Genomic DNA, 16531 nt, shown 5'->3' with positions numbered 1-16531 from the left:
TCACTCCGAAAGCTCGCTGTCGATAAAGGAATCATGAACACGTTGCCAGAAGGGAAAAGCACGGAAACGGGCAAATCGAACTTTTTCGTCAGCCACTCTGTACTCGATTGATTTAACATCTTTATGAAGCAATTGCAGGTGATCAACAGTTACCATAAAGTCAGGAGCTTTAACTGGTCGCAATGCACATCTATGATGAGCAGGCAAAACCAGTGGTGAGCCAACTGTTCGGAAAACCCGGTTGTTGATAGATGCCATCTCCGTTAATTGCATAGCTTGCAATGAAGGGTGAATAATCGCTCCGCCTAACGCTTTGTTATAAGCAGTACTACCCGAAGGAGTCGACATACACAGACCATCTCCTCTAAAACGTTCGAAATGACTTTCGTTTAAAAAGACATCCATTACCAATGTAACGTCAGGCGATTTGACAGTAGACTCATTTAAAGCTAAGTAAACCGCAGGATCGTCTAAGTTTTGATAGTGAATACTCACTTCTAGCAAAGGATATTCGATGACTTCATACTCTTTTTTAGCGATAGACAAGACTAATTTTTCAATTTCAATTGGTTTCCAATCGGCATAAAACCCAAGATGGCCTGTATGTATTCCAACAAAGGCTACATCCGCTAGTTTCTCACTGTATTTATGGAATGCGTGAAGCAAGGTTCCGTCTCCACCAATCGACAGCACAACGTCTGGAGATTCCTCATTCCATTCCATGCCAAAATCCTCTAGATAATCCTTAGCAGTAGCCATCAATTCATTGGATAATTTGTCTGTTCTCGATATGATATGAAATTTCATCGTTCTGCTCGACCTCCCTCTCTATCGTTTCGAAAATGTGTTCCAGGTGAGTCTTTAAACTCCGTGAAATAAGCTTGCGCTTCTTGTATTTCGTCCCGTATTTGCGACATTTCTTCATCTAATTGGAATGCCGCTTCTGCTGCACGTTGCAGCCGGTTTTTTATCTCTTCTGGAAAAACACCTTTGTATTTGTAATTCAAGGAATGCTCAATTGAAGCCCAAAAATTCATGGCCAATGTGCGTATTTGGATTTCAGCTAAAATCAATTGCTCACCATTAATTGTTTGAACCGGATATTCCACAATCACATGATACGAGCGATAGCCACTTTGTTTTTCATGCGAAATATAATCTTTCTCTTCAATAATCCGTAAATCTTTTCGTTGCCTCAACAAGCCAACTACGGTCTCAATATCTCCGACAAACTGACACATCATTCGTATCCCCGCGATATCTTGCAATTGATGTGCTAGTTTTTCAGAAGGTTCGAATGGAATGCCTTTTTCTAAAGTTTTATCATAAATACTAGCCAATGGTTTAACGCGTCCAGTCACAAATTCGATTGGTGAATTTGTATTGTCATTTTCAAATTGGCTACGCATTCCCTTAAATTTGATTTTCAATTCATCTACTGCCTGTTTATACGGCGCTAAAAACCGATTCCATTGACCCATCCCAAGTCCCCCTCACTTCTATTAAGATCGTGAAGCAAGTGCTTCATGAAATGTTTGTTCTACAGCAGTACGGAACTCTTCCCCGTAATTGTCATTGCCTTCTATGTTATCCACAAGCATCAATAGTTCTTCATGAAACTCTGATAGTGGCATAATTTGTTTGCCCCATTTCAAAAGTGGAACGTTTTTCACTTCAAGCGCCTTGGTCATCGCTGGCCATGTATGTATAGCAAACTGAACATAAATATAATCCGTCCCCGTGTCTAATAAATAAACAAACGCTTGGTTATCAGAATCTGTAAGCATTTGCCCAGATGCCTCAAGCGCTTCTGTTGGCTCAGTTTCTTCGATAGTAAATTCAATTTCATTCCCCGTAATTTCAGTTTTTTTTATTGCCACAAATTTATGCAAATCGAACCTTCCTTTCTAGCTTGTTAATAATGATATTTTACCACAGCTCTGTCATTCGTTGCAGTTTGCACTAAACTATCCGATAATGAAATTACTAGAGAGGTGCTTCCAATGACAAAAGAACTCGAAATTGAATTTAAAAACATGCTGACCCTAAAAGAATATAGCCGTTTACTAGAAGATTTTGCCGATTTTCATAATGGTCCTGTAACCCAACACAATCATTATTTTGATACAGCTGATTTCCAATTGAAAAAGCAGCTAAGCGCTCTTCGTATTCGCAATAAAAACGAGCGATTTGAATGCACATTGAAAATCCCCGCCCCTGTTGGTCATTATGAAATCACTGATCAATTGACTGGAGAACAGGCGCAACGCATGCTTGCATTAACAAGATTTGATGCACCTGAAGTGAAAGACGCTCTTCAGACACTAGATGTCTCCCCTGCACAGTTGAATCATATCGGGACATTAACAACTCATCGCGTTGAATTTGATTTTCTTGGTGGCTTATTGGTAATCGATCATTCTGAATACAATGGACAAGAAGATTATGAATTGGAATTTGAAGTTTCGAATGAGGAAGTTGGGAGTCACAAATTTTCAAATTTCTTGAAAGAGCAGGAAATTCCGGAACGTCTAGCAAATAAAAAAATAGCACGTTTTATGCATTCTGCTCTGAAATCTACTAAAGACCAATAATTTCTTACCCTATTCTTCCCATGTCATCAATCGATTTGTTTGAGATATTCGGGATCCGTTGGTAGAATGAATTTACAGCTAAAGCAAAGGAGACACGATGATGACTGGAAAACCGATTATTCCGTACGATGAGATTGGTGCGGAAACATTATCACAGTTAGTCGACGCATTTTATGCTCGCGTAGCGGCACATCCAAAGCTGCAGCCTATTTTTCCAAATGACCTTTCAGAAACCGCCCGTAAACAAAAACAATTTTTAACGCAATATCTAGGTGGACCGAATATTTATTCAGAAGAACATGGTCATCCGAGACTAAGAGCGAGACATAACCCATTCGCCATCACACCTGCTAGAGCCCAAGCTTGGTTAGAGTGTATGAGTGAAGCAATGGATGAAGTGGGACTAAGCGGGAAATTCCGTGAAACCTTATACAACCGACTCGTTTTAACTGCCCATCACATGGTCAATGAGTCTGATAGTGAGGAGGAATTGGAGTGAACAACTTAGATTTGGTAGAAGAAGTTCACGAACCTGTGAATACTTTTAAACCAATGGAACTATATGTCTTTGTAGATCCCTTAAACCCAGAATGTTGGGAGCTACAGGGAGTCATTCGGAAATTGCAAATCGAATACGGTCATTATTTTTCGATGCGCATTGTATTGAGCACACAATTATTCAATTTAAATAAAAACATCTTATCTGCAAATATTGATACTGAAAACTTGACTCATCCCGTGTTGCCTTCTGTTGCTATAAAAGCGGCCGAACTTCAAGGAAAACGTTCTGGAAACCGTTTCTTGCACAAATTACAAGAGCATTTATTCCTTCAATCGAAAGACGTTTCTTCTTACAGCGTTTTGTTGGAAATTGCTAAAGAAGCAGAACTTGATCAAGAAGAATTTAAATCGGACTTCCATTCTGTACATACCGCAAAAGCTTTCCAATGCGATTTACAGATTACCCGTGAAATGGAGATTAACGAAGTGCCGAGCATTGTCTTCTTCAATGAATGCATTGAAGACGAAGGTGTAAAAATATCCGGACTTTATTCATACGATGTGTACCAAACCATTTTACAGGAGATGATGGGAGAAGAAAGCTTGAATCGTCAAACCCCGCCTCCTTTAGATGATCTTTTCACTAAATATACGACGATGGCCACAAGAGAAATTGCTTCTATATATAATATTTCTGAACAAACAGCAGAGTGCGAACTAAAAAAACAAGTGTTACAACAAAAACTAGAACGCATCTCGATGCCAAAAGAAACTTTATGGAAAGTAAAATAACCTGCCTCCCAATTTTGGGAGACAGGTTATTTTTTTATTGCTTCTATATGTGTACAAATTGGTTTTCGCCAGTATTTCTCGAATTTAGACAGTATTCTGAATGAATTGGACAGTATTTTCTCAATTTGGACAGTATTCAGACTCAAACGGACAGTATATCCAATAACTAGAAAAACCAACACCATCTATTTCAGAAAAAGTGAAAGGCGCCTTCCACGTCCGGAAGGCGCCTTTCTATATTACACAAAGGGGATGGGAGAAATGTTCACGCTCAAACAAAGGGGTGTATGTTTGTATGTGATTTATTTCACAACATAATCTTATCACGGAATAATAGTTAAATCAATAATTCACAAGTTGTTTCACAAATTTGTCATAATTACCATTCCCCCTTCTCTATGCTAACGACAAGTTGTTATTCTTATATAACAAAAAGAAACAACCTTATTAAGGCTGTTTCTTTTCTCAACACTTTATTTATTTAATAAAAGCTTTTCAAGTTCGTTTAGCTTTTCCTCAAACACCATGCACGCTTCTTCAATTGCTTTAGACCGCGTCATGTCAACACCCGCTTTTTTCAATACTTCAATCGGGTAATCCGAGCTTCCTGCTTTTAAGAATTCGTTAATGTACCGATCGACTGCAGGTTGTCCTTCTTCAAGGATTCCTTTGCTAAGTGCTGTCGCGGCACTAAATCCTGTAGCGTATTGGAAGACATAATAATTATAGTAGAAGTGTGGAATGCGCGCCCATTCCATACCAATTTCCTTGTCGGACACAACATCTGGTCCGTAATATTTTTGATTTAGTTCATAATATACTTCTGTTAAACGGTCTGCTGTTAATGCTTCGCCTTCTTGGTCCATTTTATGGATCAAGTGTTCAAACTCTGCAAACATCGTTTGACGGAACACTGTTCCACGGAAACCATCTAGCCAGTGGTTTAATAAGTAAATACGCTCTTGGTCGTCGTCAGTAGACTTTACCATATACTCATTTAATAATGCTTCGTTTGTTGTAGAAGCTACTTCTGCAACAAAGATCGAGTAATCGCCATACACGTATGGTTGATTTTTGCGTGTGTAATAGCTGTGTACACTGTGACCGAATTCATGCGCTAATGTATACAAATTGTCTACGTTGTCTTGCCAGTTCATCAAAATATACGGGTTGGTACCATAGGCCCCTGAAGAATAGGCTCCACTCCGCTTGCCTTTGTTTTCTTTGACATCTACCCAACGATTGTCGATGCCTTCTTTAACAATCCCTACATATTCCTCACCCAAAGCTTCAAGGCCTTTAAGCATGACTCCTGTCGCTTTTTCGTATGGCATTTCCATTTTTACTTCTTTAACTAATGGCGTGTGCAAATCCCACATATGAACTTTATCAAGTCCTAGCACTTCTTTACGCAAAGCTGAATAGCGATGCAATAAGTGAAGATTATTATTTACCGTTTCCACCAAATTGTCATAAACTGCTTCTGGGATATGATCATCCGCTAAAGCTGCCTGACGTGCTGATTCAAATTTACGAATCCGTGCACTGACATTATCTTTTTTGATGTTACCTGACAATGTGGAGGCAAAGGTATTGCGGAATTTGCCGTATGTTGCATAAACAGCTTTGAACGCATCTTCACGCACACGGCGGTCTTTGCCTTCTAGGAAACGAATATAATTGCCGTGTGTAATTTGTACTTTTTCACCAGACTCATCCTCAATTTCGGGAAATTCAAGATCCGCATTATTTAACATACCGAAAGTTTCTGAAGATGCACGGCTAACTTCGGACATTTGAGCTAGCAAAGATTCTTGCTCTGCTGGCAAAACATGCGGACGCATCAAATTCAACTCTTCAAGCGCTTGTTTATATAACCCTAAGCCTTCATGACTTTCTACGTATTTATTTAGTACAGATTCTTCAATCGCTAAAATTTCTGGTGTCATAAATGACAGCCCAGCCGATACTTTAGCGAATAATGATTTAATCCGGCTATCTAGTGCCTGATATTTAGAGTTAGTCGTATCTTGGTCATAACGCATATGCGAATACGTATAAAGACGTCTCAACCGATCTGTCAATTCATCTCGATAAACCATTACTCCGTATAGCGCTTCAGCACTTTCATGTAATTTTCCTTGGAATGACTCTGCTTTGTTGCTAAGAGCAGACACTTCTGCGAACTCTTTTTCCCAAAGTTCATCGGATTCAAATATATCCTCTAATTTCCATGTCAATTCAGTTGGAACTTCTTCTCTTGTTAATACTTTCTCAGCCATTTAACTTCCTCCTCTATCCCGTTCTTTCGGGAAACGAACTACATCTTATTTTCTCAATTTTCTCACGTTTTTGCAATAGTTATCATAGACAATATCCAAAATATTGGAATTATCTACTGTTTTGTCTTTGTACTTCAAATAAAGTGCAATATAGTTCGCAGATAACTCTATTGCTTGCTGTTGTTTTTCCGGATTGCTTAAAGTTAACTTTCCTGTTTGAATCAATCGATCAATGCCAATTCCTTTTTCGTGAGCCTCCACTACTTGTAATTGCCACAAAATAGCAGGCTGCTTAAAACATTCAGCACCTAGTAAAGGAATACCGAATAGACCGGGCACGTTAGTAACATCTAAACGTAATTCATAACACAACCGACAATATAGATTGCCAACTCGTTTGCCTGCATACAATTGACTACGAATATATTGTTTTTTGGCGTGATAAAAAATACCCAATACATTATTGAACTCATCTTTTGATAAAGGCTTTGGCAATGCAAAAGGAAATACTTGTTTTGTTGCCGGAAGTGATTTGGTTTTGCATACCCAACGACTTGCACTGACATAAAACAAATTCGAATAATAATAAAACTGATTGGCAGGTGGATAAAATAATAAAATGTATGAAAGTTGCCCAACCTTCTGCATCATTGCAACTTCATGGGACTTCAAATGTAATAGCCCTACTCCTTCACGACAAGGCTCTTTTAAGCCCTTTAACCAAATCGGATACATACTAAGTTGTTGATAGCCTTCGGAACGTTGTATAAGCTGTGAAACAGGTATTGTGCTACATTGAAATTCAATGGCATACTTTTTATCAACTACTAAATCAGCTCGTTGACGAATTTCTGATAAATACTTTTCTAATTCAGCTTTGAAGTTTAATTGGTTGAAGAATTGATAAAGAAGAAGTTTTCCTTGTAGATGTAAAGAGGATTCTGGTTCACTGAAATGTTGACAGTTTGAAAGAGTTTTATGTGCAAAATGAGGAATATTGATTTCTCCGATTTTCAAATGCACCGGAGCCTCACAGACCGGACAGAAAAATTGTTCATGCAAACGAATTTCTAACAATTCCTGTCGTGTGTACTTTCCTGTTAAATAAAACAACTGTTGTTGTGTCGTTGTTGCAACTAATATACAAATCACTCTCCTTTTTACCAGTCTATGAAATCCAGAGAATTTTGGCAACAAAAAAAGATCTCCTGTAAAGGAGACCTTAGCCGAAATAATGAAGGATATTTGCGAGTGCATCTTCTTTGAAAACAGGTTTTCCATATTCTTCAAGTCGATGAATCGTCACTGGAGATGAACGCAAGTATTCAGAGATGATGCTGACATTATTTTTAATGTCTTCTTCTGAATGAAGGACTTCATCAAAACTAGTGTGCAAGTAGTATTTATTTTCAAAATGGTACACTGAAGATTCGATTGGCACATAAATTAAGCGACGTGCAATCGGTAGCAATTCTTCCACTTCTGAAAAAACAAATGTGTATTCAAGTTTTTTAACTTCAGGTTCATCGAAGACCGGTTCGAATTCATCAAATTCCGGTGTCTCCGTATCTTCACTTGCAAACATTTTACGACGTTCTTCTATATCATCAGGCAAGTCGAGCTTTTGCCCATCTTTTGTTAGTTGAGCGCGTGTCACAGTAACCTCAAGCCCTTTTTCCATTGCCTGGACTTGGATCCAAAGTGGACCTTCCATTACGAAATCGGCTTCTTCGTTGACTTCATCCATCATTTCCCAAAAAAGCTCTTCACTTTTATCTCTGTTAAACCAGATTTCGTCACGGCTAAACCCTCGCTCTTCAACGTCGAGATAGGAAATGTAAAATTTAACTGTGTTATCGTTTATGCGTTCTATTTCCATTTTACACCTCTCCTTTACGGTTTGGACTAAGAGAACATTACTCAGAGCCGTGCTATGTTACTTCTAACTAGTATAACTTTATTTATAGCTAAAGAAAAAGTTTATGCCTATTATCCAAATCGATTGCAAGTACATAGAGTTTAATGTACTTAACTGATAAATGCAACTAATTTAATATAAAGAAAAGCTGCCCGAGATCTCTTATGAAATACCATAAAGACCGGACAGCTAGTGTAATTAATATTAGTTTACCATTCGCTGAGCTTCTAGCAACTGATAAGCTCTAACTTTACGCGGTAAGAATCGACGAATCTCATCCTCATTGTACCCGACCTGTAGACGTTTTTCGTCCATAATAATCGGACGGCGTAGCAATCCAGGGTGTTCTTGGATTAGCTCATATAAACGCTGAAGTGGTAAACTTTCAACATCTACATTCAATTTTTGGAATATTTTAGAACGAGTAGAGATAATTTCATCTGTACCGTCTTCAGTCATACGTAAAATTTCTTTGATTTCACTAATTGTAAGTGGCTCAGAGAAAATATTGCGTTCTGTATATGGAATGTCGTGTTCCTCAAGCCAAGCTTTTGCTTTTCTGCAAGATGTGCAGCTCGGAGAAGTAAATAATGTAACCATCATAATGGAGCACTTCCTTTCGGATTCATGAAAATTTAATGTAATTCATTTTCCAATTTAGAATCATTATAGTTTAGAGGCTCTACATTCATTATACAATGGATGTAGTAGATTTAATAGTGTATCTTGATAAAAAATTTAATTTACAAGCTTTTTGTCACATTTTGACTATATATTCATTATATTTTTACTGCTACATAATAAATTTACCCCATTTAAAGTTGTCGCAAACTTCCAAACTATACTTTTTTATTCTCATTTACAAATTCTTTTTGAAAATATGTTCTATACTTATATACTACGTTTAAAAACGATAAAAGTTTCATCATAGCGTACTATTTATAAAAAACTATTTATCATGCTATATTGTGGATCAAGGCGTATAGTCTACGCCTTTCGAATAAGAGTTACCTGCATTCCAAAGAAGAAATTCTTTTATCCCTTGCTCATTTAAAGCTTTAATCTGTGCTTCTACTTCTGCTTTACCATACCGTTTATAATTGCCTGCACCTAAATAACTTGCTGTAAAATCTTGAAGCCAAGGTCTTGAAATAGGTGGATTTTCTAATGCTCCTAAAACTTTATTCTCTACTTTCGCATATTCACTTACTAATTGATAAGGTTCTAAGTCCGGTTTAGCGATTCCGAAATAAGATGTCCAATGGCTAGGATAAATCATAGATGAAATAACATCTACATTTTCCGAGATTTTTGAGAAGTTCTGACCAATACCAGGCGCTTCTGGTAATGTTGCAGCATACCCAAATATGTCAACTGAGACTTCTACCCCGTAAGGCTCTAATTGCTCTTTCGCGTACGCAACAAAGTCTGTGACTGCTTCTACTCTTCTTTGTACAGGGTCAGCTTCAGAGTTTTCATATTCACCAAATGAGTAACTTAAATCATCTGCTCGACTTTCAAACCCTTCTGGAAAACGGACATAATCAAATTGAATTTCTTTAAACCCGAGTTTCGCAGCTTCAATGGCAATTTGAACATTATAATCCCATACTTCTTTAAGAAAGGGATTCACAAATGATTCGCCGCGGTTATTCTTCCAAACTTGATCCCCGTCCACAAAGGTCAAGTCATGTCGACTTTCCGCTAACACGGTATCTTTAAATACAACGACGCGTGCGATCGGATAGATCTCTTTTTCTTCTAATTTTTCTAGCATTGCTCTTGGATCTTTTATTAACCTTTGACCAATCTCCAGATCTGCTAACGAAGAACCTTCTTCAGGTATGTATGTTAAATGACCTAAATCTTCTTTTATATCAATGACCATTGCGTTTAAGTCTGTTGTCTCTACAAGATTGATAAGAGAATTAAATCGTTCTCCTCCAGCAGAATGAGCCGTAACGAAAATTCCTCGAACAGCATCTGGATAAGTGAACTCAAGTCCTGAATCAAACTTAAATAAACCAGATGATGCTAGTACTTGTGAGTCGAGTTGAACAGTATGGTAAGCTCGTGGTGTAAAGTCAGGCGTTTTATCTTTTTCAGCTGCATGTACGTTTCCTACACTTGCCAATCCGATACTTGCTGCACAAATCGCTAGCCATTTCCAGGTTGTTGTCATTTTCTGCACCCCTTTTCTACTTTAACAATTGAATTTATTATCAATCAGTTATGGATGAAAAATCCAGTTGATTCATGTTATCCATTGTTCTTCCATTCTATCATTTTTCTGACTACTTAAAGTAAATTATTTGTTAAAACTGAATATGTTATAAACGCAAAAAAAAACGATGCCCGAAAGGACATCGTTTTTTATTAATTTACTGCTGCTGCTTTGATTGACTCAAGTTCACGCTCTGAACATTGAACAAAATGGCCAGGACTGATTTCTCTCATTCGAACATCATCAGCTTTTGTATATTCGTGAACGGCAGGATCGTATGATTTACGAACCCGGTTGCGTTCATAATTTGGATCTGGAAGTGGAATCGCAGACAACAATGATTGCGTATACGGATGCAATGGATTCTTGTATAACTCTTCTGCAGGAGCTAGCTCTACTAATTTACCAAAATACATAACTCCAATACGATCAGAGATGTACTTAACCATCGATAAATCATGCGCGATGAATAAGAATGTTAATCCTTTTTCAACTTGAAGTTCTTTTAATAAGTTTACAACTTGTGCTTGAATCGAAACATCCAAAGCCGAAATTGGTTCATCAGCAATGATGAAATCAGGATCTACTGCCAAAGCACGAGCAATTCCAAGACGCTGACGCTGCCCACCTGAGAATTCATGCGGGTAACGGTTCGCGTGCTCTTTATTTAATCCAACTGTTTCTAATAAATCATAAACCATCTTTTTGCGTTCAGTTTGATTTTTTGCTAAGCCGTGGATATCGATGCCTTCAGCAATAATATCCATTACTTTCATGCGCTGATTTAAAGAAGCATAAGGATCTTGGAAAATCATTTGCATTTTGCGGTTGAATTTTTTCAAATCTTGTTTCGATTTTTTCCCATGAACATTTTCACCTTCATAGAATACATCACCGTCAGTAGCATCGTATAAACGGATAATTGAACGACCTGTTGTAGATTTTCCACAACCAGATTCGCCGACTAACCCTAATGTTTCTCCTCTGTAAATATCGAAGCTAATATCATCTACTGCGCGGACTTCATTTGCTTTACCGATATTGAAATACTGTTTCAGGTTTTTAATTTCGAGTAATTTCTCAGCCATTACACCGCGCCCCCTTCATAATATCTGCTTCCTGGGAATTTCTTCATGCGTTCAATAACAGTCAACGGCGGTTCTACTTGCGGTGCGTCTGGATGCAATAACCATGTTGCAGCCGAATGCGTCTCACTCACTTTAAAGAATGGAGGGTTTTGCTCCATATCGATTTTCAGTGCATACTCACTTCGAAGTGCAAAAGCATCTCCTTTTGGTGGATCCAATAAATCAGGAGGCGTTCCAGGAATTGCATACAATTTAGCATCTTCCGTATCCAATGAAGGCATTGAACTCAATAAGCCCCATGTATAAGGATGTTGCGGATTGTAAAACACATCATCCACGGTTCCGATTTCAACAATTTTACCACCATACATAACCGCTACACGATCCGCTACGTTCGCCACTACACCAAGGTCATGTGTGATGAAAATAATTGATGTATCGATTTTTTTCTGTAAGTCTTTCATCAATTCAAGAATTTGCGCTTGAATCGTAACATCAAGTGCAGTTGTAGGCTCATCTGCGATCAAGATTTTCGGATTACAGGCCAATGAAATGGCAATTACAATACGTTGACGCTGTCCACCTGAGAATTGGTGTGGGTATTGCTTCATACGCAATTCTGGTTTTGGCATACCAACTAAACGCAACAAATCAATCGCTACTTTTTTCGCTTCAGTTTTGCTGATTTTTTGGTGCTTTAATAACGGCTCTGTTAATTGTCGGCCAATCGGCATAGTGGGGTTCAAAGACGTCATCGGATCTTGGAAAATCATCGAAATTTCTTTTCCGCGAATTTTTTGCATTTCTTTGTCGCTCAACTTTGTCAAATCACGACCACCAAATAAAATTTCACCATTTTTAAATTCTGCTGATTGTTCTGGTAGCAAACGCATAATGGATTTCGTCGTAACAGACTTACCTGATCCCGATTCTCCAACGATTGCCAAAGTTTCACCTTTATTTAAATCAAAGTTAACCCCGCGTATCGCTTTAACTTCCCCAGCTTGGGTGTTAAAGGAAAGCTCAAGATTTTTTACTTGTAAAATTTTCTCCATTTCAACTTTCCTCCTTAATCTTTCATCTTCGGATCGAGGGCATCACGAAGTCCATCACCAATTAAGTTGAATGCAATCATGATTAAGCTCAACAAGATGGCCGGGAATGCTAAAATATGTGGCGCAAATTGAATTAATGCATACCCATCGTTGATCAATGTTCCAAGTGATGCATCTGGTGCTTGAAGCCCCAGCCCGATAAAGCTTAAGAAAGCTTCAAAGAAGATAGCGCTTGGAATCGTGAACATTGTATTGATAATGATTACACCTAAAACGTTTGGCATTAAATGCTTCCATATAATACGGCTATCGCTAGCACCTAATGTACGAGCTGCCAATACAAATTCTTGGCTCTTATACTTAAGTACTTGTCCACGAACAACTCGGGACATACCCGTCCATCCAGTGATGGTTAAGGCAATGATGATGGCCAATATCCCTGGATCCATGATTAAGATAAAGAGAATTACGACAACTAAGTTTGGAATACCCGTTAAAATTTCAACGATACGCTGCATGAAATCATCCACACGTCCGCCAAAGTAACCCGAAACGCCTCCATAAATTACCCCGATCAGCATATCGATAGCGGCTGCTACAAAGGCAATAAATAAGGACACTTGAGTTCCTTTCCAAACACGAGAGAACATATCACGTCCAAGTCCATCAGTTCCAAACCAATAATTGACTTCAACATTTTTCAATTCATATAAGTCAACTTTTTCTCCACCCAATGTACCGACTCCATTAAGAATTCCTAAATTTTCAATACCTGGAACTTTTGGTGGTAAGTTTGCATGAGTAATAGTTTGTGCATTTGGCTCATAAGGACTAATAACTGGTCCTAAAAATGACATGATTACGATTAATCCAAATAGGATTAAACTAAATAAAGCACCTTTATTTTTACGAATACGATACCAAGCATCCTGCCAAAAGCTGACGCTCGGCTTCGTAATACGTTCCGCTTGCTTAGCGTCCAAAGTAATTCGCTCAAAAGAACCTTTTGGCAATTCTGGAATTTCATCAAATTTCTGAGTCATTAATTTTTACCTCCTGAAAGACGGATACGGGGATCAATGACACCATACAAAATATCTACTAGTAAGATAATCACAATTAGGAATACCGAGAAGAAAATAGTAGTTCCCATGATAATGGCAAAATCATTTACCATAATCGATTTAACAAATTGTTCCCCTATACCAGGTATTGCGAAAATCTGTTCGACAACTAGTGATCCTGTAAGAATTGCTACAGCCATTGGGCCTAATACCGTGATTAATGGAATCAATGCATTACGGAAAGCATGTTTGAATGCAATTTCAGATCCACTCGCACCTTTAGCTTTTGCTAACGTAATATAATCTGACCCAAGAACTTCAATCATTTCAGTTCGGATAAAACGGGCTGCCGTAGCAAGCGGGAACATTGCTAATGCGACAGATGGTAGAACACTAGACATAAATCCATCATTCCACAAAGCCACAGGGAACAAGTCCCATTTTAAACCGAACCAATACTGTAGTAATGATGCGAAAACGAAAGAAGGAATCGATATTCCGACGATCGCAACAAATGTACTTGTATAGTCGACCCAAGTATTTTGCCTTAAAGCAGCAATCATTCCTAAAAGAATTCCTAAAACAGTACCTAGCACCATTCCTTGGAAACCTATTTGAGCTGAAGGACCCATTCGGCTTAAAATGACATCTGTAACGTCCGCACCTTTAAATTGGTTAATGGAAATTCCTAAATCACCTTGTACTAAACCAAACATATAGTCGAAATACTGAACCGGAAGTGGTTTATCCAATCCGTATCTTGCTTCAACGACTGCCCTTTGTTCTGGAGATAATTTATCTGCGGAAGCGACGGGGGAACCTGGTAAAATTTTCATTAAGAAAAAAGTAAATGTAGCAATCAATGCTAAAGTGATCACCATATAAATTAAACGCTTGCCTATATACTTCGCCATAGTGCACCTCCAAAAATAATTCTATTTAACAAGTCTTGCCTATTAAACTGCGGACTTGCAACATTCATGAGTTAGCAGAAAATGGTCAATTTTCGGTTAATTCCTTGGCATTAGAAAAGAGAGTATATCAATCTAAAAATGCGATATACTCTCTCTCTATTTTGTTTTTACAGTAGCGGGATTAAGTTATTATTTACCCGAAATGTATGCCCATTTGTAAGAGAAATCTCCACCGAATGGGTGTTTGATAATGTCGTTAACATATGGTTGTTGAAGAGCCATAGCTCCACGCTGATAGATTGGTGCGATTGCAGCGTCGTCAGCTAAAAGAATTTTCTCAGCTTTCGCCATTGCTTCCCAACGTCCAGCAGCATCTGTTGCCAATTCGCCTTTAGCTGATTCAACTAAAGCATCATATTCTGAGTTTGAGTAACCCATTTTGTTTTGAGGAGATCCAGTAACAAACAAATCGATGAATGTCATAGGATCCTGGTAATCTGGTCCCCATCCAGCAGTTTGGATGTCATAGTCCTGAGCTTCGTCAAGTTCTAAACGAACACCGAAAGGAACCGCTTTAAGATCAATAGTTAAACCTTCAAGGTTTTCTTCAAGTTGTGCTTTCAAGTATGCATCCATGTTTTTAGCAGTTTCAGTGTCGCCACCCAAGATTTCAAGTGTAACTTCTTCTACTCCTAGTTCTTCAAGACCAGTAGCCCAAAGCTTTCCAGCTTCTTCAGCATTAAATTCAATTAGGTCTCCGTTAACATCACGGAAATCAGCTTTGTTTTCATCAAAAGAAAACTCAGTTGGTACTAAGAAGTTAGCTGGTAAAGAACCGTTAGCTAATACTACGTCAACTAGATCTTGCTTGTTGAAACCTTGCGCAATTGCTTTACGGATGTTTACGTTAGCAAGTGCATTTTTCTCGCCATCGCGTTCTTGGTTAAGTTTGAAGTAGAAAACAGTTGGTTCTAAGTCAGTTACTAAGTTTTCGTCATTTGCATATTGTCTTGCAAATTCACCAGCTAAGCCAGCGCGATCTTTTTCACCAGAGTTGTAAAGGTTAACTGCAGTAGCAGGTTCTTTTACAACGTCTACGTTGATTGTATCAAGTTTAACTGTTTCAGCATCCCAATATTCAGTGTTTTTCTGCATTTTCCAAGTTAAACCAGTTCCGTCCCAATCAGTTAATGTGAATGGTCCGTTAAAGATTAAGTTTTCAGAATTTGAAGCGTAAGCATCGCCTTTTTCAGAAATGAAAGCTTCGTTCTGTGGGTAGAAAGTTGGGAAAGACATTAGAGACATGAAATAAGGTACTGGACGCTCTAATTGAACTTCTAGAGTGTTGTCGTCTACAGCCGTAACTGCCAATTCAGTCGGTTCCATTTCTCCTGCAGCAATTTCAGTAGCATTTACAATCGAACCAGCCATCATGTAAGCTCCGTATGGAGAACCTGTAGCAGGATCAATTGAACGTTGCCAAGAGTATACAAAGTCTTTAGCAGTAACTGGAGTACCATCTGACCAGTTTGAATCACGTAGTTTGAAAGTATAAGTTAAGCCATCTTCGCTGACAGTAGGTTCACCATCTGCAAGTGCTGGTTCAGCAACATTTTCTTTGTTTAAACGGAATAGACCTTCGTTAACATTATTGAAAATGTTAAACGCAACTGCATCTTCAGCTAATGAAATATCCATTGTTGGAATTTCAGCGCTTTCCATTAAGTTAAGAACTTGTTCTGCGTCTGGTTCCCCAGCCGTATCTTTTCCGTCTGTTTTGTCAGTTCCAGTTTCTTTTTCATCGTCGCCACCACATGCAGCTAGAAAAGCACTTAGAACTAGTACTAGGCTTAATAGCCAAAAAATCTTACTGTTCTTCACTAAATTGACCCCCTCGAATTTTCTGAAAAATTGGTACACAGCTAATTATACATAATTTTTTTTTCTTGTACAGAACTTTTTTGCTAATATTTACACTCTTGTAACAATTGCGTTACATTAACATTACAAGAAGTCGCTAGAATGTTGGATTTGTAAGCGTTTTCGGCGTCTACGATAAATAAATATTTTTTTGATTTTTTTTCGAATTTCTTCTACAA

Annotated in this window: 16 protein-coding genes; 3 read left to right on the top strand and 13 right to left on the bottom strand. The window is 38.2% G+C overall.

Annotated features, from left to right (window positions below; translation table 11 throughout):
- Genes MLE13_RS00725 through MLE13_RS00715 form a run of 3 tightly spaced genes read right to left on the bottom strand, consistent with a single transcriptional unit; the run spans position 1 to position 1892 of the window.
- Positions 1–807, bottom strand: a complete 807-nt coding sequence (locus MLE13_RS00725) for an NAD kinase (RefSeq protein WP_240747574.1) — start codon at positions 805–807, stop codon at positions 1–3.
- Positions 804–1481, bottom strand: a complete 678-nt coding sequence (locus MLE13_RS00720) for a GTP pyrophosphokinase (RefSeq protein WP_240747572.1) — start codon at positions 1479–1481, stop codon at positions 804–806. Before MLE13_RS00720 ends, MLE13_RS00725 begins: the two co-directional genes overlap by 4 nt.
- A 21-nt stretch (positions 1482–1502) precedes the next feature.
- Positions 1503–1892 carry a hypothetical protein gene (locus MLE13_RS00715; protein WP_240747571.1) on the bottom strand — a complete coding sequence of 130 codons (390 nt, stop codon included), beginning with the start codon at positions 1890–1892 and terminating at the stop codon, positions 1503–1505.
- A gap of 111 nt (positions 1893–2003) precedes the next feature.
- On the opposite strand from MLE13_RS00715, the gene MLE13_RS00710 reads away from it, so the two are divergent.
- The 3 genes from MLE13_RS00710 (at position 2004) to MLE13_RS00700 (ending at position 3887) form a co-directional block, all read left to right on the top strand.
- A complete protein-coding gene (locus MLE13_RS00710) occupies positions 2004–2594 on the top strand; it encodes a CYTH domain-containing protein (protein WP_240747570.1) in 591 nt (196 codons plus the stop codon).
- A gap of 100 nt (positions 2595–2694) precedes the next feature.
- Positions 2695–3093, top strand: coding sequence for a hemoglobin-like protein (locus tag MLE13_RS00705; RefSeq protein WP_008429750.1), 399 nt, complete (start codon positions 2695–2697; stop codon positions 3091–3093).
- Positions 3090–3887: a ClpXP adapter SpxH family protein gene (locus MLE13_RS00700; protein ID WP_240747569.1), complete on the top strand. Its 798-nt coding sequence runs from the start codon at positions 3090–3092 to the stop codon at positions 3885–3887. Before MLE13_RS00705 ends, MLE13_RS00700 begins: the two co-directional genes overlap by 4 nt.
- 473 nt (positions 3888–4360) lie before the next feature.
- Here MLE13_RS00700 and pepF read toward each other — a convergent pair whose 3' ends face one another.
- The 10 genes from pepF to MLE13_RS00650 form a co-directional block, all read right to left on the bottom strand.
- A complete protein-coding gene (gene pepF, locus MLE13_RS00695) occupies positions 4361–6169 on the bottom strand; it encodes an oligoendopeptidase F (protein WP_240747567.1) in 1809 nt (602 codons plus the stop codon).
- 45 nt (positions 6170–6214) lie between these two features.
- Positions 6215–7321 carry a competence protein CoiA gene (locus tag MLE13_RS00690; RefSeq protein WP_240747566.1) on the bottom strand — a complete coding sequence of 369 codons (1107 nt, stop codon included), beginning with the start codon at positions 7319–7321 and terminating at the stop codon, positions 6215–6217.
- 70 nt (positions 7322–7391) lie between these two features.
- Positions 7392–8048, bottom strand: a complete 657-nt coding sequence (gene mecA / locus MLE13_RS00685) for an adaptor protein MecA (RefSeq protein ID WP_240747565.1) — start codon at positions 8046–8048, stop codon at positions 7392–7394.
- Between the two features lie 243 nt (positions 8049–8291).
- Positions 8292–8687: a transcriptional regulator SpxA gene (gene spxA, locus MLE13_RS00680; RefSeq protein ID WP_008429739.1), complete on the bottom strand. Its 396-nt coding sequence runs from the start codon at positions 8685–8687 to the stop codon at positions 8292–8294.
- Positions 8688–9060: 373 nt separating this feature from the next.
- Positions 9061–10269: a putative glycoside hydrolase gene (locus tag MLE13_RS00675; RefSeq protein WP_240747563.1), complete on the bottom strand. Its 1209-nt coding sequence runs from the start codon at positions 10267–10269 to the stop codon at positions 9061–9063.
- A 194-nt stretch (positions 10270–10463) separates the two neighbouring features.
- A complete protein-coding gene (locus tag MLE13_RS00670; protein WP_240747562.1) occupies positions 10464–11399 on the bottom strand; it encodes an ABC transporter ATP-binding protein in 936 nt (311 codons plus the stop codon).
- Entirely contained in the window at positions 11399–12454 is a 1056-nt protein-coding gene (locus MLE13_RS00665; protein ID WP_240747560.1) for an ABC transporter ATP-binding protein, read from the bottom strand. Before MLE13_RS00665 ends, MLE13_RS00670 begins: the two co-directional genes overlap by 1 nt.
- A 14-nt stretch (positions 12455–12468) precedes the next feature.
- Complete coding sequence (gene opp3C, locus MLE13_RS00660) at positions 12469–13497, bottom strand: oligopeptide ABC transporter permease (RefSeq protein WP_240747558.1); 1029 nt, start codon at positions 13495–13497, stop codon at positions 12469–12471.
- Positions 13497–14432: an oligopeptide ABC transporter permease gene (opp3b, locus tag MLE13_RS00655; protein WP_065528145.1), complete on the bottom strand. Its 936-nt coding sequence runs from the start codon at positions 14430–14432 to the stop codon at positions 13497–13499. The genes opp3C and opp3b overlap by 1 nt, the downstream gene beginning before the upstream one ends.
- 189 nt (positions 14433–14621) lie before the next feature.
- Entirely contained in the window at positions 14622–16313 is a 1692-nt protein-coding gene (locus tag MLE13_RS00650) for a peptide ABC transporter substrate-binding protein (protein WP_240747557.1), read from the bottom strand.
- Between the last annotated feature and the right edge of the window lie 218 nt (positions 16314–16531).

Origin of the sequence: Planococcus halocryophilus, assembly GCF_022489025.1 — a bacterium.
In the GTDB taxonomy this organism is placed as follows: Bacteria; Bacillota; Bacilli; order Bacillales_A; family Planococcaceae; genus Planococcus; species Planococcus halocryophilus_A.
The sequence above is the reverse complement of the archived record's forward strand: the minus strand, read 5'-3'. Positions and strand labels throughout refer to the sequence as shown.

What these genes read in the sequence shown, in the direction of transcription:
- MLE13_RS00670 (WP_240747562.1), bottom strand. Translation starts at nt 11,399, where the DNA reads ATGGCTGAGAAATTACTCGAAATTAAAAACCTGAAACAGTATTTCAAT.
- pepF (WP_240747567.1), bottom strand. Translation starts at nt 6,169, where the DNA reads ATGGCTGAGAAAGTATTAACAAGAGAAGAAGTTCCAACTGAATTGACA.
- MLE13_RS00665 (WP_240747560.1), bottom strand. Translation starts at nt 12,454, where the DNA reads ATGGAGAAAATTTTACAAGTAAAAAATCTTGAGCTTTCCTTTAACACC.
- MLE13_RS00720 (WP_240747572.1), bottom strand. Translation starts at nt 1,481, where the DNA reads ATGGGTCAATGGAATCGGTTTTTAGCGCCGTATAAACAGGCAGTAGAT.
- MLE13_RS00710 (WP_240747570.1), top strand. Translation starts at nt 2,004, where the DNA reads ATGACAAAAGAACTCGAAATTGAATTTAAAAACATGCTGACCCTAAAA.
- opp3C (WP_240747558.1), bottom strand. Translation starts at nt 13,497, where the DNA reads ATGACTCAGAAATTTGATGAAATTCCAGAATTGCCAAAAGGTTCTTTT.
- mecA (WP_240747565.1), bottom strand. Translation starts at nt 8,048, where the DNA reads ATGGAAATAGAACGCATAAACGATAACACAGTTAAATTTTACATTTCC.
- spxA (WP_008429739.1), bottom strand. Translation starts at nt 8,687, where the DNA reads ATGGTTACATTATTTACTTCTCCGAGCTGCACATCTTGCAGAAAAGCA.
- MLE13_RS00705 (WP_008429750.1), top strand. Translation starts at nt 2,695, where the DNA reads ATGACTGGAAAACCGATTATTCCGTACGATGAGATTGGTGCGGAAACA.
- opp3b (WP_065528145.1), bottom strand. Translation starts at nt 14,432, where the DNA reads ATGGCGAAGTATATAGGCAAGCGTTTAATTTATATGGTGATCACTTTA.
- MLE13_RS00675 (WP_240747563.1), bottom strand. Translation starts at nt 10,269, where the DNA reads ATGACAACAACCTGGAAATGGCTAGCGATTTGTGCAGCAAGTATCGGA.
- MLE13_RS00725 (WP_240747574.1), bottom strand. Translation starts at nt 807, where the DNA reads ATGAAATTTCATATCATATCGAGAACAGACAAATTATCCAATGAATTG.